Origin of the sequence: Rhodanobacter sp. C01 (genome assembly GCF_002001045.1) — a bacterium.
GTDB lineage: Bacteria > Pseudomonadota > Gammaproteobacteria > Xanthomonadales > Rhodanobacteraceae > Rhodanobacter.
This window is the reverse complement of the sequence record NZ_MUNR01000009.1, coordinates 185290-211772: the sequence shown is the minus strand read 5'-3', so window position 1 is coordinate 211772 and position 26483 is coordinate 185290. Positions and strand designations below refer to the sequence as shown.

The window sequence follows — 26483 nt, the reverse complement described above, 5'->3', positions numbered from 1 at the left end:
AAGCGCATGAATAATCTTGAACGCTATCGGCAGCTGATCGGATTTTCTCCGGATAGCGTGCACGAACTCGATGTGCAGGGCCGCATCATCCGCATGAACGACAGCGGTTGTGCCGCGCTATGCATCGTCGACCCGGTCGGCGCCATCGGTCAGCCGCTGGCCGCGTTCTGGCCCGAGGCAGCGCGTGCCGCGATCGAAGCGGCGCTGCTCACCGCGCGCCTGGGGCAGCCTGCACAGTTCACTCAAACGCTGCCGTCGAGCAACGGCGAGCCGTGCTGGTGGCTGGTCAGCGTGCATCCGTATCTGGGGCGCGCCGACCAGGTCGATGGCATCGCCGTCATCAGCCACGACATCACCGAGCGCGTGCAGGCCAAGCAGGCGCTGGACACCGTGATCCTCGGCCTGAACAACCGCCTCAGCCTCAGCGAGTCCGCCGGCGAAACCGGCGCCGCGCGCAACGAAGCGCTGGGTCTCCAGCTTGCACAGGCACGCATATTCCAGCAGCGGGGGGCCGGCCGCGAGGAATCGCTGAGGCTGCAGCTGGGCCTGGCCAGTGCTGCGCAGGCGGTTGCCGAGCACGCCGCGCAACAGGCGCAGAAGAACGAGGCGATCGGTCAGCTGGTGGCGGGCCTCTCGCACGACTTCTCCAACATGCTGCAGATCGCCATCGTGGCGCTGAGCAGCATCCAGGACGATTCGGCCAACCTCAGCGAGACCCAGCGCCGCCTGCTCGGCTACAGCATGGACGGCGTGCACCACGCCGCGCTGCTGTCCAAACGCCTGCTGGCTTTCGCGCGCGTGCATCGCTATACCGCCGAGCCGGTCGAACTGGGCGCCATCATCCGCGACATCGAGGGCTTCGCGCGCCACAGCCTGGGCGCCACCATCGATTTCCAGGTCGAGCCGGCCGTGGCCGAACTGCCGACGATGGGCGACAGCCATTCCATCGAACAGGCTTTCATCAACCTGTGCATCAACGCGCGCGATGCCTGCAACCGGCAGGGCGCGATCCGCGTCCGTCTGGGCGAGCTGGCGGTCAACGAGGCGCAGGCCAGCACGCTGCGCCCCGCGGGCGACTACGTCACGCTGGCAGTCACCGACAATGGCTGCGGCATGGCCGAGGAAGTCCGCGAGCGCCTGTTCGAACCGTATTTCACCACCAAGCCCGAAGGCGCCGGCACCGGCCTGGGCCTGGCCCAGGTGTACGGCGTGATGCGCCAGGCCGGCGGCTTCGTCGATGTGGAATCCGCGCCAGGCAAGGGCACCACGATGACCATGGCGTTCCCGCGCCTGCAGTTGCCTGCAGGCGCCTAGCGCGTGATGCCGGCGGGCTCGGCCCGCACGGATTACCTGACCGGTGCCATCAAGTGCTGATACGGCGTGCCGGCCCACATCACATACGGCGCCGCCGTGTCGGGGGCCGCGTGCTTCGGGTAATTGTCGTAAAAAGCCGGGTCCGCACCCACGATCATGAAATGCGGTCCGGTCCTGATCCAGTGCTTGCCGTTTTCCGGTTTCTTCGCGTACGGGTCCGTGTTGCTCGCATCCGTGCCGCCTTCCAGCATGTACATCAAGCCGATCTTGCCGGTCGGCGGCGGCTGGTGCCCGACATACGCCTGCACCCATGCCATCGCGTTCCTGTCCATGCACATCGCATCTGGTCCCGGCACCCCCGGGTTGTCCGGCATGCAGGTGAAATCATTGCTGCCCTTGCGCAGCGTGCGCATGCTTCCGTCCGCTCCCATCGCCATGATCGTCGCGTCTCTCGCCACCCGCGCTGGTGCGGCGCGCATCGCGCTGGCGATCATCTGCGCATCGGTCGGCGCCTTCGTGTCCGCCGCCTGCGTGGAGCCCATGAGAACAAGCATCGCGGCGACAACGCTGAACCGGGTCATCAAGCCTGTGGCGTGCATGACAGCCTCCTCGGAGTTTGCTGTGACGGTTTCCCCCCGGATCCCCTTTGCCAGTCTCTGCCGTTGTCCCGGCCCCGGCAATCGGCCATAAGCCCGACCGCAAGCGGGGGCGACCTAGGCCGATTGGCGGTGGCCGCGCGCGCGCCGCATAATCGGTGCTTGTGCCTTGTCTAGCCGTCTTCGAAGGACCTGCCCATGAATGCCCCCACCCGCATCGACACTACCCGTACCATCCGCGCGCCGCGCGGCACCGAGCTTTCCTGCAAGAGCTGGCTCAGCGAGGCGCCTTTCCGCATGTTGCAGAACAACCTCGATCCGGAGGTGGCGGAGAACCCGGCCGAGCTGGTGGTGTATGGCGGCATCGGGCGGGCGGCGCGCAACTGGGAGTGCTTCGACGCGATTTTGAAATCGCTGCGCACGCTGGAAGACGACGAGACCCTGCTGGTGCAGTCCGGCAAGCCGGTCGGCGTGTTCCGCACGCATGCCGACGCGCCGCGCGTGCTGATCGCCAACTCCAACCTGGTGCCGCACTGGGCCACCTGGGAGCACTTCAACGAGCTCGATAAGAAAGGCTTGATGATGTACGGCCAGATGACCGCCGGCTCGTGGATCTACATCGGCTCGCAGGGCATCGTGCAGGGCACCTACGAAACCTTCGTCGAGATGGGCCGCCAGCATTACAACGGCAGCCTCAAGGGCAAGTGGATCCTCACCGCCGGCCTCGGCGGCATGGGCGGCGCGCAGCCGCTGGCCGCCACGCTGGCCGGCGCGTGCTCGCTCAATATCGAATGCCAGCAGAGGAGCATCGACTTCCGCCTGAAGACCCGCTACGTCGACGAACAGGCCACCGACCTCGACGACGCGCTGGCGCGCATCGAGAAATACACCAAGGCAGGCGAAGCGAAATCCATCGCGCTGCTCGGCAACGCCGCCGACATCCTGCCCGAACTGGTCAAGCGCGGCGTGCGTCCCGATGCCGTCACCGACCAGACCAGCGCGCACGACCCGGTCAACGGCTACCTGCCGCAGGGCTGGACGGTGGAGCAGTGGTTTGAGCGCCGCAAGAGCGATCCGGTCGGCACCGCCAAGGCCGCGAAGCAATCCATGAAGACGCATGTGGAAGCCATGCTCGCATTCCATGCGCAGGGCATCCCCACCTTCGACTACGGCAACAACATCCGCCAGATGGCGCAGGACGAAGGCCTCGCCAACGCGTTCGCGTTCCCCGGCTTCGTGCCCGCCTACGTGCGCCCGCTGTTCTGCCGCGGCATCGGCCCGTTCCGCTGGGTGGCGCTGTCCGGCGATCCGGAAGACATCTACAAGACCGACCAGAAAGTGAAGGAGCTGATCCCCGACGACGAGCACCTGCACAACTGGCTCGACATGGCGAAGGAGCGCATCAGCTTCCAGGGGCTGCCCGCGCGCATCTGCTGGGTCGGCCTCGGCCAGCGCCACAAGCTCGGCCTAGCGTTCAACGAGATGGTGCGCAATGGGGAGCTGAAGGCGCCGGTGGTGATCGGGCGCGATCATCTCGACTCCGGCTCCGTCGCTTCACCCAACCGCGAAACCGAAGCGATGAAGGACGGCAGCGACGCCGTCTCCGACTGGCCGCTGCTCAACGCCATGCTCAACACCGCCGGCGGCGCGACCTGGGTGTCGCTGCATCACGGCGGCGGCGTAGGCATGGGCTACTCGCAGCACTCCGGCGTGGTGATTGTCTGCGACGGTACGCCGGAAGCGGACAAGCGCATTGCGCGCGTGCTGTGGAACGATCCGGGTACTGGCGTGATGCGGCATGCGGATGCGGGGTATGAGGAGGCGGTGGCGTGTGCAAAGGAGCAGGGGTTGAAGTTGCCGATGGTGTAGAGCTGGTCGATATTGTGAATGCTCGGTCGCGCGACAGTCTGACTAGGTGAGACGCCGCAGTCGTACCTTTCAAAGCCAGAAACGGCGAGGCATTACCAAATGGCCAGCATAATTGCGAGGCTGCTGCTCACGTTAACTTCGATTGCTCCAGTGCTTGTAGTTTGGTGCATCGCTGACATATCAAGGCATGGTTGGTCGGAAAGACATGCCTATGTACTTATTGTGGGAACATTGCTTGCGTTGGTATGCCTTCTTGTTATGTTGGGTCTCGCTAGGCAATTGCCAAAAATTTCTCTAAAAGTGACGACAATAAAAGCTACCGATACTGAAGTGGTTGCTTTCATTGTTACTTATCTTCTACCGCTGGCTGGCCCATCACAGGATCTGTCGATATGGGCTCTTGCGCTTATAGGGATATTGTTGTTGATTGCGCTGTCAACGTCTAATGCTTTTACATTTAATCCAATAATGGCTGCTTTCGGATATCATTTCTACGAAATCGGCACAGAGGGCGGGACGACATTCCTCCTGATATCTAGGCGTAATCTAATCGCGAAAGGGGATGTTAAGAGTGTGGGCCGTATTTCACCATATATATTGATTGACTCTAAACGATAATTCAGGGGGATTAGATTAAATGGATTTTTTTGCGTTTACGAACGATGGAACATCAACTGGTTGCTACCGACTCCAGATAGAAAGCAGCATCCAGGGTGACTTGTCTGCCAAATTTCTACAAATGGGTGGAGCGCTGACTTCTTCTCAACTTGTGCCTGTAAAATTTGAACGGGACAATTTCAAGCCCGACGAGACTGAGGTTCTTCAGATCGAAGGTTTCGACCTTCCGGCTCATATTTTTGAAGCTTTCACGTCGCCGATTGATTGTCCCGCGTTTCCGATGAATGACGCAGCCATCTCAACCGTATATGGTTTGTGTGCCTACGATGCTGATGATGATATTGCCTATATTCAAGTGGTTAAGAGAGAGCAAAGGCTTTGCCAATCTACCCTGCGCTTGATTGTTTCGGGCGAAGTCTTTGATCGTCTTCATGCGGCAGGTTTGACAATTGGATCAACATGCCATGCTGTGTATCGGCAGGGGGTGTTGCTTTTTCAAAGCATCTATTGGATGAAACAGATTTTCGATATTTCATCCTATTACCGTGAGGCTACGGATGTAGATATAGAGGCTTTCGTTGCATTGAAAAACGTAATTGTTGAGGACTCTGATGCTCTCAAAAAGCGTGCTGGTCAATGGGTTAGGAGTCGGGTTGCATACATCTTGGACTCCGGAATTTTAACGAATATGCCGGTTGCAAAAATTGCTGAAACGGCAAAGCAATTTGATCTTACTTTGAATATTCAGGCCGATGACAAAGGTGACGAATGTCTTGTTATCCCTGCGGATTCAAAGCAACTTCGTGAGCTTCTAAAATTTTTGGAAGAAGAGTTGTATGTTGGTCCACTTACGGGTGGCTCGTTCGAGGCAAATTCAAAAAGGGCTCGTTCCTGATTAAAGAAGAGTGAAATAAAGGATGCGGTTCATTGGCGATCGATCAGAAAAGTGATGGTATGCAGAAGGCGAGCATAGGTGCGAAATTCACATTAAAGGGGGCAGTATGCCAAGGCAGGCTATTCAAGTACATGCGACAGCGTTTCAAGTTCCCTACCTTCTACACTTTACGCGCGCGGTAAATCTGCCGTCGATCATGGCTCGTGGCCTGTATCCCATCGAGCGAGTCAATGAGATAGGTGCCGCTCCGTCTATCAATGATCAGCTTCGACTTGACGGCCACAAGGACGGAACGTCCATATCAATAGCCTTTCCGAACAGTCAGATGTTTTACAAGTACCGGAGCGAGTGCCAAGGTGTTGATTGGACTGTCCTTGTCCTACTCCCTGAAGTGTTGTGGACGAAAGATTGTGCGTTTTGTTGCCATAATGCTGCCGATGCACGCATAAGTCGTCAGCCTCTCGCTGTGTTGAAGACTCCGCAAGCGTTCGCGGGTATGTTCGATGAAATCGTGGGCCTTACATCTCGTGAAGAGCAAAAACTCCAAGTTTGTGATCCGACTGATGTACAAGCGGAAGTTTTGGTTTTTGATGTGATTGAGCCTCGGTACATCGTCGGCGCCATCTTCGAGACTGCTATCGCGCGTGACGCTTACGCGGGTTATCTCGGAGAGCGTAAGACATACCTGCACGCGAACAACAAAGGTATGTTTGCGTCCCGTGGATACGCGCGGAAGTATCGATAGGACAAGCTAATGGCCGAAAGACCCATCTTTATACCGACTGCCGAAGGACCAGCACTAGTCCGTACGAAGTACGTTGAGTTCCAGTGGTTCCCTGGCATGGCTGCTTCGCAGAAGCAGAAGTCTGTGGACTCATTGCATGCTGCTGCCATAAAGCTGCCTGGCATTGACCGGATGCTAGAGGTATCCAGTAAGTCCCGCGAGAACCTTGGAGTTGCATTAAGCGCCTTCAACTTATCGTTCACCACAGTCAAACACAATCGCACATTCAGCGTTGAGTGCGCGTATCAGGGCAGTAAGGTGTTCGAGCGCGGCGGTCCATATATCGACATTCTCGACATGACCTCGCGTGAAGCAAAGAAAGACGACAGGCTGCACTCGTCTGGCCGTCTTACTGGGTTCCGTTTCTTCGGTATCGAGTGGGGTCTTGAGCCGCAGACGGCGTTCTATGACTGGCTCTACATCAACACATTGAAGAAGCAGTCCAGCATCACAGAGCAGCTTTTAGATTATTCAGCTTTCACCGATATCGAATTTAACCCCGCGCGCTCGATCAACTGCCAAGCCTATTCAGTTGCCTTGTATATATCCCTATACAAGCGTTGCCTGCTCAATGAGGCGACTTCGTCCAAAGAAGCGTTTCTACGAACAGTGGGCGCCGCTGCTATCAGCAATGCTCGGCAGGACGAGACAGTTCAACAAGATTTTCGGCTGTGATGAACAAGGAAACGGGGCCAGCTCAGAGGTAATTAAATCCGAATAACTACCTCTGACACTATTCTTCCCTTCTCTCAGATCGACAACCCGACCGGGGACTTGGATCGCGCTGAAGAAACCCCAGGCCCTTCTCGATGTTTGAGCGAGGCATACTGAACAAATGTATATCTATCTCGATGAGGCTGGGACCTTTGCCGCCACGGACGCGCAGGGCTCTTTTTCCCTAGTGGCGGGTTACATAGTCCCCGAGATCAGTCGTCCGCAGGTAACCAAGGCGCTGCGCCATTTCAAGGTTGCTAACGGATTTCGCTTCGACACCGAAGTGAAGCGTAGGGACGTCAACGAGGTGGCTTACTTCAAACTTCTGGAGGACTTGTCGGCGATCAACGCGGTCGCTTTCGCTGTGGCGACTGATGGCGCAACAAACGAAACTGCCGATCAACACCAAGCGGCACAGGTCCAGATCATTTTGGCGAACGAGCCAAAGATGAACTTTCCAGAGGGAAAGCGAATGGTCAGGGAGATGGCGGGTTCGATTGAAGCGCTCTCAGTCCAGCAATACATCGAAATCAACTGCCGGACCCGGTTGGTCTGGACGATCGTCCGGAGCGCAAGTCTGTATTACGCCGTCCGCATCCCGGCCACGCTGAGCGCGTTCCGTTGGCGCTTCGATCAAAAAGATGTAACGCGCAACCATTTCGACGAAACGTTCGCTTCAATTACCCTTCCCTTCACCCAAGCGATTGCGCGAGACGAACCTCTGATTCAGGTGAAAGGTGCTGACTACAGTCGCTTTTCACGCTTCTACTCCGACGGTCCATATCCCGACTGGCTACCCCCACCGAAGGATTCACGGCCGGATGACGGTTTGATTGATGCGAACAAAATATGGCTTGAACACCTTAAGTTTGTTGACTCGAAAGATAGCGACGGAGTTCAGGTCGCCGATTTGATTTCTAACGGTATCTACGGGCTTCTTCGGCGCCGATTCAACGACAACGAACGAGCCGCGACGCTGCTCGGTAGCTTGATGGTTTCGCCCGAGCGCGGGCGCCCGGTGATGGATTTCATCGCTCTTGGTAGAGGCGGTGAAGAGTTGCTGAGCAGGGATACCGCTCGACTGGTGAATCGCATGCGGGCCTCGGCACGAGCCATGGTTCCGCGAACCCGTCCAGTTTTGACTCGGCCTTACGGGCGGCGATAGCCACGCCTGGCCGAAGATTTGACGGCTAGTCTCGTTAGACGAGGATCGGAAGTATCCTCTTTTCGATTGCCCTCCAAGCGATGCTCAAGATCCTCCGCTCGAAAAGCAGACTCAGAGTCTGAGGTATCCCCACATTTCCCGACGTCGAATCAACATCTACGACGGTTTCATATGGATAGAAGTGCGCGCACCAGGCGCAGTCTTCGAGACGACAAAAAATGGAGTCAGGTTCACTCACCCGCGCTACAACGCAGAAGTGTCATGGACGTCAACCGATAGCCATGGACCTGTCTTGACACCCCTTCACTGCCGTAGCAGACTCGATTTCAAGGAGCCTAGAAACTCCGTCGTACAGCGGTACCCACCTCCGACAAACCGGTGGGTTTTTTGTACCTGTTCGCAGGTGCAAGCCGACGCGAACCCTGCGTCGGGAGGGCGGCTAATACAACACCCGCAAGGGGAATACGCCCGCCGTCTGTACGCGGTTTCTAGCCTCCCGACTTCCCGTCCGTCGTCACGTCGTGGACGGGCACTTCTATGGAACTAGGAGGCGACCATGTCGACGTACGATTCGGATGATCTGGAAACGACGGGCTATTTTCTGCCGGAGGACAGCCAGCTGCGGCTGAAGCAGCTACGCGAATACGTGGGGTTCCTGACCAATTTGGCGCGACCGCGCAGGTCGGACGTGGATCGGGAGTGGTTCGCGGAGATTCGCCCAGGCGAAGTCGCGATCTGCCTGGAACTGCTGGAGGAGCAGATCGCTCAGGTGCTGGACGAACTCTCGTATCCCGCCGAGCGTGGCGACAAGGTGGCTGCGCCCGAGGCCAAGGCGGAGGTTGAAGTTGAGCCGAAAGTGTCCACCTTCACTGAGGTAGCGGCGGACACGGACGACACTGAACCGGAATTGGGCTGGTCGGCGACGAACGAGGCGGGCAAATGCTATGTGTCGGGCGTCACCCTGGACCAGATCGACGAACTGGCCCGGCTGGGCGACATCCTCCGCGCCCATGGCGATGTAGTGGTCGCTACCGATCAGGCGGACTTCGCTGACGTCACGCTGTCGATCATGGGCGATGCCATCATTCGCGATGCAGAGAGACTGCGCGACATCATCCATGACGTCGACAGTGTGCAGCGCCTCGATGGGCGTCGTCGTTCGCATGCAGACGTGAGGGAGGAGGCAGCCTCCTATCTCGCCGTACCGGCATGCGCATCCCTGCGCGGCATATCGCGCCCTTCGGCTCGGCTCACTGTCGTCGGACCGCTCGGCGGTGGTGAAAGGGCAGCTGCGCTGGCATACGTCCAGCCTGCCATCTGAGGCCATTTCGGCTCGACTGGACGCGCCGAGTAGGCGGCGCGCCCGGTCGGTCGGGTCCAGGCAGAAATAACCGAAAACAGACCAAATAAGGGGGCGGAGGTAATTAAGCCGAGATAATTTACTCCGTCCCCTTTATTGCGAATGTGGGCGTGACGCAAGCCATGGAAGCCCGACTCAAGCATGGTTTGTCGCAGCTTGATTTCGCTGTGATGATCGGTGTTTCCGTTCGCACACTGCAGGACTGGGAGAAGGGTAGGCGCGAGCCGAGCGGGGCTGCCAAGGCGTTACTGAAGGTTGCTGTGGCGGCGCCGAAGACGGTGCGCAAAGTGCTGGCGGCGGCTTGAGGCTGTACTCAAGGAAACGAAGTCATGAAGAAAATGGTCATCAGAAAATGGGATCAGGGCATTGACACCCTCGCGGGCCGACGTCACTAGCACTCGGCGTTCTCACCAAATAGAACTTCTTGTAGTCTTCTCCTAGGGGATAAACAGGGGATGTACATGAAAGACGGCAGCGGATTGAGGGCATGGAGCCGATGCTTAGTGATTTTTCTGCTGAGTGTTTTTCTCAACACGCAGCTTCACGCAGGTACCGTGACCTACGTTTACACGGACTCTCAGGGCACTCCACTCGCCGAGGCCGATGCGCAGGGGAACATCACAGCGACATTCGACTATGCGCCCTATGGCGGAATAGCACTTGGAACTGCGCCTAACGGGCCTGGCTATGCGGGCCATGTGAATGACCCCGATACTGGGCTTAGCTACATGCAAGCGCGCTATTACGATCCCGCGATCGGCCGATTTATCAGTGTTGACCCCATAGTCCCTACGGCAGGAAATGCGTTCAACTTTAACCGCTATACCTACGTCAATAACAACCCAATCAATCACATCGACCCCAACGGAAAGTGTCTTGAAGACCTCTGTATCGGTGAAGCCATTGCCGCTTGCGCGGCAACCCCCTGCGGCACCGCGGTTGTCGCGGCTGGAGCAGCGTTGGTTGCCACACTCACTGTTAGAGCTGTCCAAAACACCGCTCCCACAGCTCATCACAACGACGATGCACCTGCTCCGACCGCAAAACCTGCGGATGCACCAGCCCCTGCGGCCAAACCCGTGCCAGCGAGTGATGGCAACACAAATCCTTATACGGGAAAAGTTGATTCGCCGGTCGTGGTCGTGGATAAACACGGCAACGCGATACCCGTCGACACAGGGCAAAAAGTAAACACCTCGCCGAACGGGGACTACCAACAAGTCATCGGCTCTAACGGCAAGCCAACCGGAGATCGTTTGGATCGTGGAGGCCACAGTGGACAGGCAGACCCGAATGCTCAACAACCGCACGCCCACCGGCCCGACGTGACAACTGAAGATGGAAACCCCCACCTCCCGATCAATGGAGGGGGCTGATATGAAATTCACCTATGACGATATTGTGTGGGCATCGGAAGCATCGAACCCACAAGTACCGCGGCGTAAAGCCTGGATCGTTGGCATTTTCGAGAGCAGGCCTGGGCCCTATTTCGACCAATTTCCCCCGGGACCCGTCTACACCGTTGAATTTGAAGATGGGTCATCAACAGAGATCCATGAAGCCGACTTGACGCCGTGGTCGTTGTAAGGCGTCACTTGCTGGTGAAAATAAGAGAAAAAGGTGTCACGGACAATTATCGGCAGCTCTTGAATCGTCCCTGATACCATTTTTTGTTTTGACGGGCCAGCAAGGATTTTGACGCCTCGCTATTACCTCGCACGTCATTGCTGGCGGGCGGCATGTCGCCGATAGTGGCGCCACGCCCGACGAAACGATGCGCATCGACTGACATTCGGGTAACTCCAGGCACCTTGTCAGGTGCCCATCCAGATGCTCAGGAGAGATGCGATGACCACGATGACTTTCACCCGCAAAGACCCGCCTCAGTGGCTGCTCGATTTCTGGAAGGAGATCGACGACAAGACCTTCGGCAAGGAACAAAGGGGTCAGGTTCATTTATTACGAATGGGTAAATGAACCTGACTTCTTTTCTGTTGCTTATTTTGGCAAAGGCGGAGGCTTGATGGCTGGTTTCTTTCGACTGACTTGCCCGACAAAGACAAGCCCGAGTATCGCGACAAGTAAATAAAGGCCGTATTTGCCAGACATCTTTGCGACATCGGCTTTGGTAAAAAAAGGTGTCAGGGACAATTTTCCAAGGGCTAGGCGGCCTTAAAATTGTCCCTGACACCATTCTTGCGGCAGCATCGATGCAGATTGAAAGATGCGGCAACGATGAAGCGGGTACGTCCCGCTTCATCGTTGCCGTTTCGCTTAGGGCGTGTTGGGCACGTTCTTCTTGAAGACCGTCATGCCTGCGGCAGGTGCCGCGAGCGTGGTCGGCGTGAAGGTGCACTGCGATGCGCACGTGCCCGCGTTGGTCGACAGGATCAGGTTGCTGCCGTTGCTCCACACCAGATCGGCAAGGCCGTCGTGGTTGTAGTCATCGACGGCGACAATGGTGGTGGATTCCGCGCCCGCGTTCGACACCGTTACGATGGACTTGCGCTGGACACCGTTCATCAGCCAATAGCCCCACTGGGATCCATCGGTCTTCATCCATACCAGGTCGCTCTTGCCGTCACCGTCGAGGTCGCCGATGCCAACGAGCTTCCAGCCGACCGGATACGAGCCGGCATAGACCCCGGTGAAACGGCTGCTGCCGCTGGTGCCGTTGCTGGTCCACATGTAAAGGTCGTTATTGGCGCTGCTCCAGAGCACGTCCAGTTTGCCGTCGCCGTTGAAATCGCCTTCCGCGATCGGGTAATAACCCGGCGTGTATGAGGTGCTGTACGTGCTCTTGGTGGTCGTGCCATCCATCAGCCAGTAGCCAAATTGATGTGTGCTGGTGTTGATCCAGTAGAGATCGGTCTTGCCGTCCCCGTCGATGTCGCCTGCACCGGTGACGCTCCAGCCCGCCGGATACTTGCCCATGTAAACTGATGTGAAGCCGGTGCCCCCGCTGCTGCCGCCCAGCCACATGTAGAGATCGTTGTTGGCGCTGGTCCACAGGATGTCCTGGAAGCCGTCACCGTTGAAATCCGCCACGGCGACTGGGTAGTAACCTTTCGCGACCGTCTGCAACACTTGCTGCGCACCTGCCTGGTTGATCAGGCGAACGTCGAGCGAGCTGGCGCTTGCATTGGTCATCACCAGATCGTTGGGCGCCATGTACGGAAAGCGGAAGACTGCGCCATTGTTGCCGCTGCCTGTGAGCGTGGTCGTGCCATAGAGGTTGTTGTCCGCGCCCAACACCAGCGATCGGGGATAGTAGCCCAGTGGATCGGTGCCATTGAAGCTGTAAAGCACCTTGTACGACGAACCATCCGGCGCCAATTCGAAGATCGCGCCGTCGTCATAGGTGCCACCCGCGCCGGTCGAACCATAAAGGTTGCCGTCCGCGCCCAGCACCAGCGGACCATTGGGACCCCAGCCAGTGACGTTGCCTTGCGAACCAGCACCAAAATCGTGCAAGGCAGTGAATGTAGTCGTGGCGGGATCGAAGCTGTAGATCAGCCCGGCAGCGTTGGTACCCGCCGAGCAGAGCACGCCATAGAGCTTGCCGTTGGCGCCAGCCGTCAACGTACCATCGGCGCCGGCAAATTCGGCGGCGCTGCAGCTACCAGTGCCGCCCGAGGGAAACGAGAAGATCTGCGCGATGCTGCCGCCCGGCGTGACGCGGTAGATCGTGCCCGTACCATTGTCACCACCACTCATCGTGGTGCCATACAGGTTGCCATCGCTGCCGAGCACGAGTGATCCATTGGGATGGGTGCCGGTCATGGTGCCGGTTGGATCGAAGGTATAGAGCAGCGAAAAGTTGTTGGCGGAACTGATCGAGTAGAGCGTGCCTGCGCCCGACTCACCGCCACTGTAGGTCACGCCATAGAGCGTGCCATCCGGGCCTTGCACCAGGCTCGTTTCGGGCAAAGCGCCATCGCTGTTGTACCAGTTCAGGCCAGACGAGGTCGCGCTGGCGAAGGTGTGCACGTTGTCGTACAAGCCGCCCGTGGTGAGGCTGTAGACGGCGCCGCCAGGTGCGGGGCCGCTGTCCGTGGTGACCAGCGTGCCATAGAGCTCGCCGTTGCCGGCCTGGAACAAGCCGCCGAAAGGCTGCTGCTGCGCCGCGGGGTTGATATCGTAGAAATCGGTATAAGCGCCCGTCATCGAGACGCGGAAGACACCACCGGAATTGGTGCTGTTGTCATGCATGGCGGCGCCGTACAGGTTGCCGTCGCTGCCTTGCAGCAGGTGCCCGACAGGCGTACTCAGGCCCGTGCCGCCCGGCAGGGCCGCGAGCAAGGTCGGCGATGTCGTCGTCGTTGCGCCGGCCGTCGATGAGACCACAGCATACCCAAGTGCCCCCAGCAACGTCGCCGCGATGCGCGTCATGCGCAGGGTGCGCGGCCGGACCACCTTGCTCTTATTCATCTGTTCCATGTTGTCCCTGTTCATCTGTTCCATGTTGTTCCCGGTGTTGGTGTTGAAGCGAGCGCGCGGCAACGCCACGCTGGTGAATGCGCGTGAGCGAAACCTGGGACAACGAAAGGACATGGCCGATAGCCGCGCACTGCGCATCCACGGATACACGCATCCGTGAGCTGCAAGCCTGGGCTCTGTCGTCTGTCATCCATGGCCTCGCCTAACTTTCCCTCAAGTCACACGCGGAGCGTGGATCGCAATGAATTGCGACCCCTTGGTGGTATGACCAAGATTCCCCTGCGCCATCCTGTCACGCAAGAAGCTTACGCCACAAGTATTATCAATGGGGGAAAGGTGTCAGAAACTTTTTTTCAGCGTTGGAAATGTCTCTGAGCTCTTCCTTGATGGAGCATTCGCCGCATCGGTGTGCGCAGTTAAGTCCCGTGCGCGCAGGGTTTTGCACAGCCCAAAAAAATGGCGCCTGAGGGGGCCGGGCGCCAAGATGTATCCATTCAACAATCCACGAAGTCGCCCTTTGTCCGAGCATCGGTCATGCGGCAGATACTCGGTCAGCTTGGGCGACTTCTTGGCAACGATAGAGAGATGCGCTTTCGGGCGAACCTGTAGGTTCTGACAGCGCCTAAGGCCACCTCAACGATTCATTGGCCTATTATAAAACGCGTTGGTGTGATGGCTCATGAGTTTCCCGTGAACCGAGCCATCGCTTGGAAGCGAGTCATCCGGGAAACTCAATGGATTTTTGTTCGGGGGGACTGTTTCTGATGTCGTGCGTCAGCTATGCGGTTCGATATCAGCAGCGGTAAGGGGCAAGCCAAGGGGACCAAATGACGCGCTCGGCCAAATATCTCATTCTGTTCATTGTTGCCATAGTGCTGCATGCTACTTCGTCGACAGCGAAAGCTGACTCGATGGCCGAATACCAAGAACAATCTGCCGCCTATGCGGCCTGTCAGGTTGAGCTGGCGTGGGTCAGGTCGTTGTATTACGCACCGGACCCTACTAACGGGTATCCGATCTACAAAGCTTGCGTTTATCAATCGTATCCAACGGTTTGGGCTGGCTTTTACTGGCTGGATACGGGAGTGGGTGGGGCGGAGTATTACTACACGGACCCAACGTCTCCAGGAAATGCCCATAAGAACGCTGGCTCACCTTGCAACTGCCAAGGTAATCCCATTCTTTCGGGCGCCGCGGATCCCATCAACATGGGCACGGGCAATGAATATAGAGAGGACGTGGATGTAGACGCTGGACTTGGCGGACTCCGCTTCAGCCGCTACTACAACAGTCAGACGGAGGTTGTCACCGCCAACGTGGGGGCGCACTGGCGACATAATTTTGATCGCAGTTTGGCTTATGCGTCACCCACCGCAGTCGTCTTTCGCCCTGATGGCCGCCAAGTCACCTTCACAATAAGTGGTACGAGTTGGGTTGCTGACCCCGATGTCGCTGATACGCTCACCTCGACAGTGAGTTCCGGCACCATCACTGGATGGACGTATTTTGAGGCGGCCACGCGTCACTACGAAAATTTCAACGCCAGTGGGCAGTTGATTACCATCCAGGATACCAATCAACAAACTACAACGTTAACTTACAGCACGACGACAACCCCCGCGACAGTTGCTCCGGTCACCGGGCTTTTATTGACGGTGGCCGATCCGAAAGGTAGGCAGCTGTCTTTTGTTTATAACAGTAGCAGCGACATTTCGAAGGTGACATTGCCCGATGGCGGCGTGCTGAGCTATGCCTACGATTCAAATGGCAACTTGACCAAAGTAACTTATCCGGATAGCACCTTTCGTCAGTACGTCTACAACGAAAGCACGCTGACGGGTGGGACGAATCTTCCCAATGCTCTGACCGGCGACATCGATGAGGTGGGCAACCGTTTTACCAGCATCGGCTACGACAGTGAGGGACGGGCGAGCTCGTCGCAACTGGCTGGGGGTGTCGATGACACGCAGGTGGTTTACAACAGTAACGGGACTTCGTCGGTAACATACCCGCTGGGTGCCCAAACGACCCTTGGCTTCGTGACGCCTAATGGTTCCGTTCACGCGAACTCGGTCAGTGCTCCCTGCGGTCCAGCCTGTGGCCAACCTAACACCGCGGCCACGTTCGACACCAACGGCTATCCGGCTTCTGCGACAGATTGGAACGGCAACATTACAAAAACGACTTACGATGCCAACGGCCTGCTTGATCAGCAGATCGATGCCTCCGGCACGCCCAGCCAGCGCACCACCAACCTCACCTGGAACACGACGCTTCGCGTTCCCCTGACCCGCGCCGTGCTCAATGCGAGCGGTACCGCCGTCGCCTCGACCGCCTGGGTCTACAACACCGCCGGCCAGCCGCTGGCCCGCTGCGAGATCGATCCGGCGGTGTCCTATACCTGCGCCGCCAGTGGCACACCGCCGACAGGTGTGCGTCGCTGGACCTACACCTACTGCACCGCTGTCGATACGACTCAGTGCCCGCTCGTCGGATTGTTGCTCTCCGTCACCGGGCCACGCACCGACCTGACCCAGACCACGACCTACAGCTACTACCTGGGCAGCAGCGCTTCGGGTTGCGGCACACCGGGAAGTGCCTGCCATCAGCCGGGTGATCTGTATCAGGTGACCGATGCCTTGGGTCACATCACCACGGTCGTTTCCTACGATGGCGCCGGACGTCCTACCCGCGTCACCGACGCCAATGGCGTCAATACCGACCTGACCTACACGCCGCGTGGCTGGCTCCATTCACGCAGCGTGGGCGGCGCCGTCACCACGATCGGTTACACACCGTACGGTGCGGTCGCCTCGATCACTGATCCCGACAACGTCACCACCAGCTACGGCTACGACACGGCCCATCGCCTGACCCGCATCACCGATGCCCAGGGCAACTACGTCCAGTACACCCTGGATGCCGCCGGCGATAAAACCGGCGAGCAGGTCTATGACAGCACCGGCACGTTGCATAAAAGCCTCAGCCGTACCTTCAATACCCTGGGCCAGCTCACCACGGTGCTCGATGGGCTCAACCACACCGTGTTCGACGCCAGCGGCAGCGGCAACTACGACGCCAACGGCAATCTCGTGCTGAGCAAGGATGCGCTGGGCATCCAGCGCCAGCAGGGCTACGACGCGCTGAATCGGTTGAACAGCACGATCGAGAACTACCAGGGCACCGACCCGGCGACCCAGAACACCGCCACCAGCGTGACCCACGATGCGCTGGACCGCGTGACCGCCGTGCTGGACCCCAGTGGACTGGCCACCAACTACACCTACGACGGCCTCGGCAATCTCACGGCGTTGCAAAGTCCCGATAGCGGCACGTCGGGGGGATCGTCCGGCGACCTGTACGACGCAGCGGGCAATCGCACCCAGCACACCGATGCACGCGGCGTCGTCACCCAGTACACCTATGACAGGCTGAACCGGCTGACCGGCAAGATCTACCCGGCCCATCCCGGCCTCAATGTCACCTATGTCTACGACCAGGCGACCCCGATCACCGGCTGCCCGACCAACTTCAACATCGGCCACCTCACCGGCATGACGGATGCTTCGGGTACCACCGCCTGGTGCTACACCAACCAGGGCGATATCCGCGAGGTGAACCAGACCATCAAGCAGGTGGTGGGCACCACCACGACCAATGTCAGCTACCTGCATGGGTATGCCTACACCGCCGGACGGCGCCTGCAGTACCTGCAATACCCGTCGGGCTTCGAGCTGAAGTACGGGTTCGACAGCGATGGCCGGATGGCCACGATCGGCTACCTGCAGCAGCCGGGGCCGTATGGCAGCTACACCAACAGCACCCTGACGCCGCTGATCACGGCGGTGTCCTATGCCCCGTTCGGTCCGGTGACCGGTTACTCGTGGGCACAAGGCAGCCAGGCCGTGCAACGCACCTACGACCAGAACTACGCGCTGACCGATATCACCAGCAACGCGCTGACCCTGCATTTCCAGCGCGACACGATGGGCCGGATCGGCGCGGAGGGCACGGCGCCGGGGGCCAACCCGCTCAGCGAGAGCTACCGCTACGACCCGCTGAACCGGTTGAGCGAGCTGGATGATCCCAACGGCGTGGCCGAACAAAGCTTCACTTACGGCCCCACCGGGGATCGGCTGACCAAGACCGTGGCCGGGCAGGGCACCCTCACCTACGGCTATCAAACCGGCAGCCATCGACTCACGGCCGTGGGCAGTGCCTCGCGGTTACCCGATGCCAATGGCAATACCACCGCCATGACCGACCCCAATGGCGCGCTGGTGGGGCTGGGCTACGACGACCGCAACCTGCTGACCACGGTCACCAGCGGCGGCAGCACGATCGGTTCGTATCAGTACAACGGTCAGGGCGTGCGCGTGTGGCGCACGATCACTTCTCCGTCCATCGGGCAGGCGGCGACGATCTATGACCCGACAGGCACAGGCAACCTCTACGGCGAATACTTCGCGACCGACTATCGCGAATACGTGTACCTGGATGGCATCCCGGTGGCCTCGGCGACCGACGCAGGAAAGGCGGCGCCTGGTATCAACTACGACTACGCGGACCAGCTGGGCACCATCCGCGCGATCGCCAATACGCAGGCCGTGGGCACCTATCAGTGGCCGTGGCTCAACAATGCGTTTGGTGAACAGCCGACCCGTGGTGCCGGTAACTTCTACACGCGGTTTCCGGGGCAGTACTACGATGTGGAAACCGGGTTGATGTACAACGGGGCGCGGTACTACGAGCCGGCGACGGGGCGGTATCTGCAGAGTGATCCGATCGGGCTCAATGGTGGAGTCAGTATGTATGCCTATGTCGGCAATGATCCGCTGAGCTACTTCGACCCGCTTGGCTTGCAGGTGAACTTAAATATGTTCCCGAAAAATACGGACGATTGGACGGGTGCGAATAACTACCAAAGCCCGGCTGATGTTTATACGGTCGGAGCGCACGGAAACCCTCTCGATATGGTTGATGCGAACGGAAACCCGCTTTATCCAAGTGAGCTTGCTCAACTGATTAAGCGCGACAAATCGTACAAGCTGGGCGAACCCGTGCGACTGCTTTCTTGCAATACCGGTCGCAATCCCGGCAAGCCCTATGCGCCGACTCCGTATGCTCAGTTCTTGGCGAATGATCTAGGAGCCCCTGTTCAAGCGCCGAATACGTTTGGTTGGTTTCAATCAAACGGAACGTTCACAGTGGCAGGGGCGCTCGGCGCTAATGGGCCGGTTCAGTGGGATCAGACTGGAATAAATCCCACGAATATCTCCATAGATCTGAGTGCTCCAGGCACCATGAATACTTTCAGCCCCCAAAAGAACTGAGGTGAGTAGCTGTATGAAATCAACACTAAGTTTCTTGATCGGGCTGATATGTTTTTCGACAGCACCATTGTCGTACAGCTATCAAGCGGCCGCTCCATCATCGCCACCCTTTGCGGAACAAGAGTTCGTGCTGAGTACTCAACAAGTATCCAGCCTAAGCGCGCAGGCCCTCGATGGCTCCGGTGACGCTGCACTCAAACTTTCTAGGTTCTATTCAAATGTGACTTTGAACCTCGAACTCGCACTTCAGTGGGCAATCATTGGCGCTGAAAACGGTGATCCGAATTGCGAATACACCGCGTACGGTTTATTGTCTCGACGAGAATCTCCGGAAGATCAACGAAGGGCGATGTATTGGCTTCGTAGGGCAGCGAGTCAAGGGTACCAACCTGCCATTGAACATCTAAAAAACTACAAGCCGGGCGGTTTCTAATTTTTGAATGGCGACGGCGCTCAAAAGACGCTCGTCACCTCAAACTGATCATCCGATATCCGAAAAGAACGGCCGCCTTGCGCGGGCGTTCTTCTTTGTAGCGTTTGGTCATCGTGATCGATTGCTGTATGCAATCATCTGAGGGGCGCACTCATGCGGATGCTTCAGATGCAACGACCACGCAGAAAAAGGTGTCAGGGACAATTATCGGCAGCTCTTGAATCGTCCCTGACACCATTTCTTGTTTTGACGGGCCAGCAAGGATTTTGACGCGTCTCTATTACCTCGCACGTCATTGCTGGCGGGCGGCATGTCGCCGATAGTGGCGCCACGCCCGACGAAACGATGCGCATCGACTGACATTCGGGTAATTCCAGGCACCTTGTCAGGTGCCCATCCAGATGCTCAGGAGAGATGCGATGACCACGATGACTTTCACCCGCAAAGACCCGCCTCAGTGGCTGCTCGATTTCTGGAAGGAGATCGACGACAAGACCTTCGGCAAGGGCTTCGACTGCTTCGCGCACGATGCCGTCTGCAACCTCGGTGTGGCCGATTGGCACGGCCGCGACGCCATCCGCGAGAACCTTCGCCAGTTCATCGATCGCGGCTTCACCGCACACCACGATGTCGTGGAGTACTGGGACGGCGGCTCGCTCAAGGTGTTCCATGGCAACGTGCGGATGGCCTTCGACGATCCTGCGCTACCGGTCGTACGGCCTACGATGGCGCACTTTTTCTACATGGACGAGAAGGATCCCGCCAAGGTCCGTCGCTGGCTCGGTTCGGTCGGTCCGATCGAGTTCTGATGCAACGCGGAGGATCATGCGATGCCAGGATGCGTGTATTCGGTTCCCGGCACGCATCCTGGCATCGCATGATGCATCCAGCGTTGATTCCTTTGAACGGGCTACCCAGGTGATATCGCATGACCACCCGACCAACTGAAGCTGCCGTCGGCGGCGAACTGGGCGAACTGCTTCGTTACTGGCGCGGCACACGCGGCAAGAGCCAGATCGAATTGTCGCTGGATACCGGCGTGTCCCAGCGCCACCTCAGTTTCATCGAGAGCGGCCGCAGCGCGCCGAGCCGGCAGACCCTGATGAATATCGCGCAGGGACTGGAAGTGCCGTTTCGCGATCGCAATCGCCTGCTGCTGGCCGCGGGTTTCGCGCCGATCTACGGCGAGGATGCCTGGAACGCCGATGAGATGAAGAGCGTGAACGCCGCGCTGGAGCGTGTGCTGCGCCAGCACGAGCCGTTTCCCGCGGTGGTGATGGACCGCTACTGGAACGTGTTCATGACGAACGCATCGGCACCGCGTTTCTTCAACATGTTCATCGATCTCGAGGCGCGACCGAAGCCACGCAACCTGCTGCACCTGATGTTCGATCCCGCCGGCTTGCGCCCGTTCATCGCGCACTGGGATCGCACCGCGAAGAGCCTGATCCAGCGCGTGCATCGCGAGTCGGTGGGGCAGGTGATCGACGAACGCACCTGGGATCTGCTCACCACGCTGATGGCCTACCCCGAAGTGGAGGATGCCCTGAAGCCGGCCGACGCGGCGATACCGGAACCGACGCTGCCGATGATTCCGCTGAGCTTCGTCAGGGGCGGCCGCACGCTCAACTATTTTTCGATGGTGACCACGGTCGGCACGCCACAGACTATCGCGACGCAGGAGTTGCGCATCGAGTGCTTGTATCCGGCGGACGATCGGACCGATGCGCAGCATCGCGAGCTGATGGCGGGCGCGAAGAAGCCTTGACGCCAATCCGAGAACCCGGGTCAGAGTGCACTTCTTTTAGGCAGAGGAAAAGGTGTCAGGGACAATTTGAGAGCGCATGGGAAAAAGTGGTCGGGTTCACTTAAATAAAGACGTGGAATTAGACGCGACCCCGTCCCTAAATAGCGCTTCCAGCACGATGCCCGCGACGCATGAAAGAAGGTCAAGGACACCCGTGCACTCAACCTCTGAGCTAAGCTGCCCCGCAACCGGCGGCTCACGTTTCGATGAAAACCGGCTCAGTTCTGGGTGGAAATCAATACCTTGAGAAGGACCCGCATCCGTGAACAACCGAAGCTTCCATGAAATCGACCACCTTACGATCAAGCTGTGGGTCGGCACGATCGCGGTTCTCTTGCCGTGGCTGGTTAGGTTCGCCGCCGGCCACGTACTGCCTTCAGTTAGCGGGTCCTACTGGGCCGGGGACTGGCCTCGGAACTTTTTTGTCGGCGCATTGATCGCGATCGCCGCGCTGATTTCGGCCTACAACGGTGACAGGCCACTGGATCTGGTTATGGCTAAGGTCGCTGCCGTTGCTGCCGCCGGCACTTCACTTTTCCCATCCGATCCGACCAAGATCGTTTGGCCGCGCTGCCACGCCACGCTGCACTACGTTGCCGGCGGGGTACTGTTCGTGATCCTGACGTATTTTTGCATAGCGTTCTTTCGGAAAGCCCGCATGAAATCCGCGCGCGAGGCGAAGCGGCGCATGGGCGTGTACCTGCTGTGCGCGGTGGCAATCATGGGCGCCATCGCGATCCTGCTGATAGATATCGTCCTGGATATGCTCCTGCACAACGATTGGCTGGATACGCATTTCCCTTGGCTGTTCTTTTATGCCGAAGCGGCGGCGCTGACGGCCTTTGGCGTTTCCTGGCTGACGGCCAGCCACGTGTTGCCGTACCTCAATGCTCCCGAGGAGCGCTATCACGCGGATATCTTGCGTCGCCGGCAGGTGGTGTGAATGGAAACCAGAGTGGAAAAGGTGTCGGAAAGCTGTCAGGGACAATTATCGGCAGCTCTTAAATCGTCCCTGACACCATTTTTTCCGCACACCTTCGCCGCATTCTGGAGCGCATCAGCAGCAGCGAGCGCTAGGCTCGAAACTCCGGCCGAACGATTTCACCAAGCCGTTGCAGTGACCGGTTGAATCCACAGTCGGAAGTGGATGTCGTCTGGCCTGAAACGGGTTCAGGTTCACTCTTAGGCAGGATGCAAGTGAACCTTACCCCGTTTTTCAGATGCGACTCATGGCCATGCTGTCAGCGGCTCTTCATGGCCTCTGCGTCCGACGCGGCGATCGGTAGATAGAGTGCACTTGGATGTGCCGCGTCGGCCTAACAGGCCTAGAAATCCGCTTTCCCGAAACGCGCGACGCCTTGATTCTTGCCCGGTGGATCGAGCGTGGTCAGGTCGAGTTCGATGGGGCTGCCAATCCAGTGGGCCAAGCTGGTGTGGTCAGCCAAGTCGTCATCGGTAAGTGGATGCACCAGGGCCGTTAGTCCCGAATCCTCAATGAGACGGAGCACGGCGGGCAGCGCTTCTTTCAGGTAATGAAATTCAAATTGCGGAATGGGATGCGGGCCGGCCTTGTAGTCCTTGAGCTGGCCGATAAAGAGAAGCTGTGGCATCTCGCCGGACACCATCAGCTGGCTCAGGCGGTGACGCAAGGTTTCCGCCTGGGCTCGCGTTTCGGCGCCGTAATAGATATGCGCGTGATAGGGCGCGTTTTTATCACTCATTCCTTCTACCTTATGTGGTTCGACAGTGCGTGGAACGGACCATGATGGTCCGTTGTACCTGTCTGCTCGCGGCATTTCCGATGGCATCGTACCCGCTTGACTCTGGCAAGCTCGACCTGGTTGCTGTCGAACTTGCCGATGCTTGCGTCCGCTAGGACAAATCATGGGCACGCCGTCGCTGGCTCAGGTATCCGCCACCAGCTTGCCACCCTTCGACCAATGTTCGCGCGGCACTTCAGTGATCACGACATCGACGCTTTCTGGCGGACAGGTCAGGGTTTCGACGGTGACGCGGGTTACTTCACGCACAAAGGCGCGCTTTTGTTCCAGCGTGCGACCGGGGTGCATTTCCAGGTGCAGGGTAGGCATGGGGTTTCTCCGTGAACACCTCCGCAGGGAGGCAGTGCGCACATGGTGCCCATGACCAATAGTTGGATAAACATGCCATGATTTGACTCATACAAAACCTAAAGGTTTGTAATGGTGAACAAGCTAGCCAGTATGGAAATGTTCGTACGGGTCGTGGAAAGCGGCAGTTTCAGCGCCGCCGCCGAGGCCAGCCAGGTCTCGGCGACCATGGTTGCCAAGCACATTCGGACCATCGAGCAGCGCCTTGGTGCACGCCTGCTTTATCGCACCACCAGGCGGCAGCAGCTCTCCGACATTGGGCGGCTTTATTACGAACGATGCAAACAGGTGCTGGCTGAGGTGGAGTTGGCTGAAGCGAGTGCCTTGGAGCTGCAGGCGAGCCCACGCGGTCAACTGAGACTGGTTGCGCCAGTGAGTTTCGGTAGCCATAGCTTGGTGCCGGCGTTGGCCGACTTTATGGAAAGCCATCCCGAGGTCAGCGTGGAGCTGACACTGGATAACCGCAAGCTCGACCTCGTCGACGAAGGCTATGAACTGGGCATCCATATCGGTGATATCGACGACACCGGCTTGGTGGCGCGGCCACTGCAGCCTTACCGCAGACGGCTAGCCGCAGCACCGAGTTACCTTGCGCGCCATGGTCAGCCCCAGCACCCCGAAGAGCTCAGCACGCACGCTTGCCTCGGTCTGTCGTACTGGCGGCACCATGATCGTTGGCGTTTGGTGGGGCCCGATGGCGCCACTTGCAGCGTCGCTGTGCAAGGTCGCTTCGTCGCAAATCAGGGCAACGCGCTGCGCATCGCCGCCTTGAGCGGTGTGGGCATCGTGTTGCAGCCGGATGTCGTACTGGCCGACGATCTGGCTGCAGGCCGTTTGATACCTGTGCTACCCGACTGGTCGCTCTCACCATCGCCGATGTATCTGGTCTACCCGCAGGATCGCCGTCCCACGGCAAAGCTACGAAGCGTGGTCGATTTTCTGATGGCTCGTTTCGGTGCCGATCCTTCGATCCCTTCGATGACAACAGCTACGGATTTTGGGCGGTAGCATGTGCATTCGCGACAGTGCCTTGGGGCAGGACGTGAAACTCAATCAGAAGTCCAAGATCATCTTGCGTTGGCGCAAGAAAGGCGTCGCCTAGCGGTCCACGGCAGCCCTCAATCTTTCTTTCATATCCGCGCTCGACCCATCGTTTTGCGCGGTCGAGATAAAAACGGGGTCAGTTTGAGCCGCTTATTCAGATGGCCATGCCAAGAGCCATCCATGACAAGGGCGAAAGCACCCGTTAGCTTGGTCAGCAGTAATGCAAAAGCGATGCACCCTGGCGTTGTTGCCGAATTAAGGGACGGAGGTAATCGAACGCGGATAACTACCTCCGTCCCTTTTGATTCGGCTGCACATGGCGATGTGATTTCGACCGGCGGTGCTGACCACCTGGATGAGCGGAGTCTGCCCGTACTTGGCAAGACGATCCATGACGCAGCCTGCGCGTCGCGCTACATCCTCGATCAGGTGGGCGAGCAGACGTTGGGGAAAGCCGCCATGGTGGCAAGCAAAAATGGGCTGATGCATGGTGTTTGAGTGGACCGGCACTAAAACCGCAGCCATCGATTTGTGTCGATTTGGCCGCGAGTCGTTCGTCGCATGGTTGGAAGAGTACGCAGATGAGACGTACGACACCGCAGACCGACATGCGAACAGGAGCGGCAACCACCCGCTGGCAACCCTGATCGGGACACATCAACTCATACGGAATGACTTGTCATGAACAACACGATCCGAACCGTTTCGCGGCGGCTTGCCGCCAGCTCGGTTGTTGCCTTGCTTGGCGTGTATTGCGCCATGTCCCGCGCTGCCGACGCGTCTGCGCAACCTGCCATGCCGCCTGCGATGGCAGCACCCGCGGGCATGTACCAGATCGACAAGGCCCACGCGAGTCTGCAACTTCGTGTAAGCCATATGGGATTCTCGACTTACACCACGCGGTTCAGCCGCTTCGATGCGACATTGACGTTCGACCCAAGCAACATACCTGCATCCAGGCTTGTGGCCACCGTCGACGCCGCGTCGCTGGAAATGGATGCGGCACCGAAGATGTGTGTGGATATCGTGCAAGGGCCTCAGTTCCTCGATACCAAAAAGTTTCCCACGATCGTCTTCCGCTCGGAAAAAATCCGCATGACCGGCGCCAAATCGTTTGAGATCTCGGGCACCCTGGATCTGCACGGCATCACGCGCCCCCTGGTACTGACCGGCACATACAATGGAGGGTATGCAGGCATCGCCAACATGGACCCTCACGCTCGCATCGGGTTCTCCGCGCATGGAACCTTCAAACGCTCGGATTTCGGCATGGGATACGGCGTACCCGCCCCGGGCACCACCATGGGTGTGGGCGACTCGATCGACGTGTCCATCGAGGTCGAGTTCAGTGGGCCGCCGTTGGCGACGGCTGGCGGCAAGTCGCACTCATAGACTGTAAGTGTCGCGTTGACGGTGTTGGCGCTCAGTGCGTGCACTAGCGCCACTTTGAAGCCGGACGAATCTGCTGGTGCGGGCAGGGAGTGACCGCGTGCCGGGTTGAGCTGGTTACCGCTGCCGGTTGGTGCTGTGAGTCGGCACCTTCGATCGAGCGGGGAAAACCTGGTGTGGAACGTCACGGGGCGTGCCGTCAAAGCGGGCACGTGCGGCATGGATGTCGCCATGGCAACGGTCCGCCCACTCGATGAGACCCGCCATCGGGTCCAGCAGCGATTGGCCTAGCGGGGCCAGACGATATTCAACGCTCGGCGGCTTGGTCGGAAAGAGGTGGCGGGTGATCAATCCGTCGCGCTCCAGATCGCGCAAGGTCTGGGTGAGCATGCGCTTGGAAATGTCATGCACAGCGCGGTGAAGTTCGCTGAAGCGGTGCGGTCGCATCGCGAGAGCCATGATCATGAGCATGCTCCATTTGTCGCCGATACGGTCGAGCACGTCGCGCACCGGGCAGTGCACGGACTGGGACTCGCCCAACGGATATCGGCTGAATCTTTCGATGGCGCTCGATGCGTTGCTCATGCGGAATG

General features: G+C 58.6%; 24 protein-coding genes. 19 read left to right on the top strand and 5 right to left on the bottom strand.

Translation table 11 applies throughout. The features are described 5' to 3' along the window. Nucleotides 1-6 precede the first annotated feature (6 nt). The gene (locus B0E50_RS07030) at nucleotides 7-1314 is read left to right on the top strand and encodes a PAS domain-containing sensor histidine kinase (RefSeq protein WP_168170833.1); all 1308 of its coding nucleotides are present in this window, start codon (nucleotides 7-9) and stop codon (nucleotides 1312-1314) included. A gap of 32 nt (nucleotides 1315-1346) precedes the next feature. Here the strand turns inward: B0E50_RS07030 and B0E50_RS07025 are convergent, their stop codons facing one another. Beyond that, nucleotides 1347-1913: a hypothetical protein gene (locus tag B0E50_RS07025; RefSeq protein WP_139350786.1), complete on the bottom strand. Its 567-nt coding sequence runs from the start codon at nucleotides 1911-1913 to the stop codon at nucleotides 1347-1349. Nucleotides 1914-2108: 195 nt separating this feature from the next. Between B0E50_RS07025 and hutU the strand changes: the two genes are divergently transcribed. From hutU to B0E50_RS18445, 11 genes are all read left to right on the top strand, one after another. Next, nucleotides 2109-3779, top strand: a complete 1671-nt coding sequence (gene hutU, locus B0E50_RS07020; RefSeq protein ID WP_077440470.1) for a urocanate hydratase — start codon at nucleotides 2109-2111, stop codon at nucleotides 3777-3779. Between the two features lie 99 nt (nucleotides 3780-3878). Further along, the gene (locus B0E50_RS17945) at nucleotides 3879-4397 is read left to right on the top strand and encodes a hypothetical protein (protein WP_139350785.1); all 519 of its coding nucleotides are present in this window, start codon (nucleotides 3879-3881) and stop codon (nucleotides 4395-4397) included. Nucleotides 4398-4416: 19 nt separating this feature from the next. Further along, nucleotides 4417-5292 (top strand): Kiwa anti-phage protein KwaB-like domain-containing protein, encoded by an 876-nt coding sequence (locus B0E50_RS07015; RefSeq protein WP_077440469.1) that lies wholly within the window; start codon nucleotides 4417-4419, stop codon nucleotides 5290-5292. A gap of 106 nt (nucleotides 5293-5398) precedes the next feature. Beyond that, nucleotides 5399-6037, top strand: coding sequence for a DarT ssDNA thymidine ADP-ribosyltransferase family protein (locus tag B0E50_RS07010; protein WP_077440468.1), 639 nt, complete (start codon nucleotides 5399-5401; stop codon nucleotides 6035-6037). Nucleotides 6038-6133: 96 nt separating this feature from the next. Next, on the top strand, nucleotides 6134-6751 hold the full coding sequence (locus tag B0E50_RS07005; protein WP_217343247.1) for a hypothetical protein: 618 nt from the start codon (nucleotides 6134-6136) through the stop codon (nucleotides 6749-6751). A gap of 160 nt (nucleotides 6752-6911) precedes the next feature. After that, entirely contained in the window at nucleotides 6912-7955 is a 1044-nt protein-coding gene (locus B0E50_RS07000; protein WP_077440466.1) for a DUF3800 domain-containing protein, read from the top strand. Between the two features lie 556 nt (nucleotides 7956-8511). Further along, complete coding sequence (locus B0E50_RS06995) at nucleotides 8512-9276, top strand: hypothetical protein (RefSeq protein ID WP_077440465.1); 765 nt, start codon at nucleotides 8512-8514, stop codon at nucleotides 9274-9276. Between the two features lie 161 nt (nucleotides 9277-9437). Continuing rightward, entirely contained in the window at nucleotides 9438-9620 is a 183-nt protein-coding gene (locus tag B0E50_RS06990) for a helix-turn-helix domain-containing protein (protein WP_077440464.1), read from the top strand. A gap of 156 nt (nucleotides 9621-9776) precedes the next feature. Beyond that, nucleotides 9777-10691, top strand: a complete 915-nt coding sequence (locus B0E50_RS06985; protein WP_168170832.1) for an RHS repeat-associated core domain-containing protein — start codon at nucleotides 9777-9779, stop codon at nucleotides 10689-10691. A gap of 1 nt (nucleotide 10692) precedes the next feature. Then, a complete protein-coding gene (locus B0E50_RS06980) occupies nucleotides 10693-10902 on the top strand; it encodes a hypothetical protein (RefSeq protein WP_139350784.1) in 210 nt (69 codons plus the stop codon). Between the two features lie 261 nt (nucleotides 10903-11163). Beyond that, entirely contained in the window at nucleotides 11164-11292 is a 129-nt protein-coding gene (locus B0E50_RS18445; RefSeq protein ID WP_256364088.1) for a hypothetical protein, read from the top strand. Nucleotides 11293-11589: 297 nt separating this feature from the next. Here the strand turns inward: B0E50_RS18445 and B0E50_RS06975 are convergent, their stop codons facing one another. Further along, nucleotides 11590-13869 (bottom strand): choice-of-anchor tandem repeat GloVer-containing protein, encoded by a 2280-nt coding sequence (locus B0E50_RS06975; RefSeq protein WP_168170831.1) that lies wholly within the window; start codon nucleotides 13867-13869, stop codon nucleotides 11590-11592. Between the two features lie 713 nt (nucleotides 13870-14582). On the opposite strand from B0E50_RS06975, the gene B0E50_RS06970 reads away from it, so the two are divergent. From B0E50_RS06970 to B0E50_RS06955, 4 genes are all read left to right on the top strand, one after another. After that, nucleotides 14583-19088: an RHS repeat-associated core domain-containing protein gene (locus B0E50_RS06970; protein ID WP_077440460.1), complete on the top strand. Its 4506-nt coding sequence runs from the start codon at nucleotides 14583-14585 to the stop codon at nucleotides 19086-19088. A gap of 852 nt (nucleotides 19089-19940) precedes the next feature. Continuing rightward, on the top strand, nucleotides 19941-20330 hold the full coding sequence (locus tag B0E50_RS06965) for a nuclear transport factor 2 family protein (RefSeq protein WP_077440459.1): 390 nt from the start codon (nucleotides 19941-19943) through the stop codon (nucleotides 20328-20330). Nucleotides 20331-20449: 119 nt separating this feature from the next. Then, nucleotides 20450-21289, top strand: coding sequence for a helix-turn-helix transcriptional regulator (locus B0E50_RS06960; RefSeq protein WP_077440458.1), 840 nt, complete (start codon nucleotides 20450-20452; stop codon nucleotides 21287-21289). 301 nt (nucleotides 21290-21590) lie between these two features. Continuing rightward, on the top strand, nucleotides 21591-22271 hold the full coding sequence (locus tag B0E50_RS06955; RefSeq protein WP_077440457.1) for a hypothetical protein: 681 nt from the start codon (nucleotides 21591-21593) through the stop codon (nucleotides 22269-22271). Nucleotides 22272-22653: 382 nt separating this feature from the next. On the opposite strand, the gene B0E50_RS06950 is transcribed toward B0E50_RS06955, so the two are convergent. Together B0E50_RS06950 and B0E50_RS06945 are read right to left on the bottom strand one after the other, a co-directional pair. Continuing rightward, the gene (locus B0E50_RS06950; protein WP_077440456.1) at nucleotides 22654-23049 is read right to left on the bottom strand and encodes a DOPA 4,5-dioxygenase family protein; all 396 of its coding nucleotides are present in this window, start codon (nucleotides 23047-23049) and stop codon (nucleotides 22654-22656) included. A gap of 183 nt (nucleotides 23050-23232) precedes the next feature. Continuing rightward, complete coding sequence (locus B0E50_RS06945) at nucleotides 23233-23460, bottom strand: 4-oxalocrotonate tautomerase (protein WP_256364087.1); 228 nt, start codon at nucleotides 23458-23460, stop codon at nucleotides 23233-23235. Between the two features lie 72 nt (nucleotides 23461-23532). Between B0E50_RS06945 and B0E50_RS06940 the strand changes: the two genes are divergently transcribed. The 3 genes from B0E50_RS06940 to B0E50_RS06930 all read left to right on the top strand — a co-directional run bounded on the left by B0E50_RS06940 (nucleotide 23533) and on the right by B0E50_RS06930 (nucleotide 25893). Then, nucleotides 23533-24465, top strand: coding sequence for a LysR family transcriptional regulator (locus B0E50_RS06940; RefSeq protein WP_077440582.1), 933 nt, complete (start codon nucleotides 23533-23535; stop codon nucleotides 24463-24465). Nucleotides 24466-24681: 216 nt separating this feature from the next. After that, complete coding sequence (locus tag B0E50_RS17930) at nucleotides 24682-24999, top strand: hypothetical protein (protein ID WP_254427201.1); 318 nt, start codon at nucleotides 24682-24684, stop codon at nucleotides 24997-24999. A gap of 183 nt (nucleotides 25000-25182) precedes the next feature. After that, nucleotides 25183-25893, top strand: a complete 711-nt coding sequence (locus B0E50_RS06930; protein WP_139350781.1) for a YceI family protein — start codon at nucleotides 25183-25185, stop codon at nucleotides 25891-25893. Nucleotides 25894-26007: 114 nt separating this feature from the next. On the opposite strand, the gene B0E50_RS06925 is transcribed toward B0E50_RS06930, so the two are convergent. Beyond that, a complete protein-coding gene (locus B0E50_RS06925; protein WP_077440453.1) occupies nucleotides 26008-26475 on the bottom strand; it encodes a helix-turn-helix domain-containing protein in 468 nt (155 codons plus the stop codon). Between the last annotated feature and the right edge of the window lie 8 nt (nucleotides 26476-26483).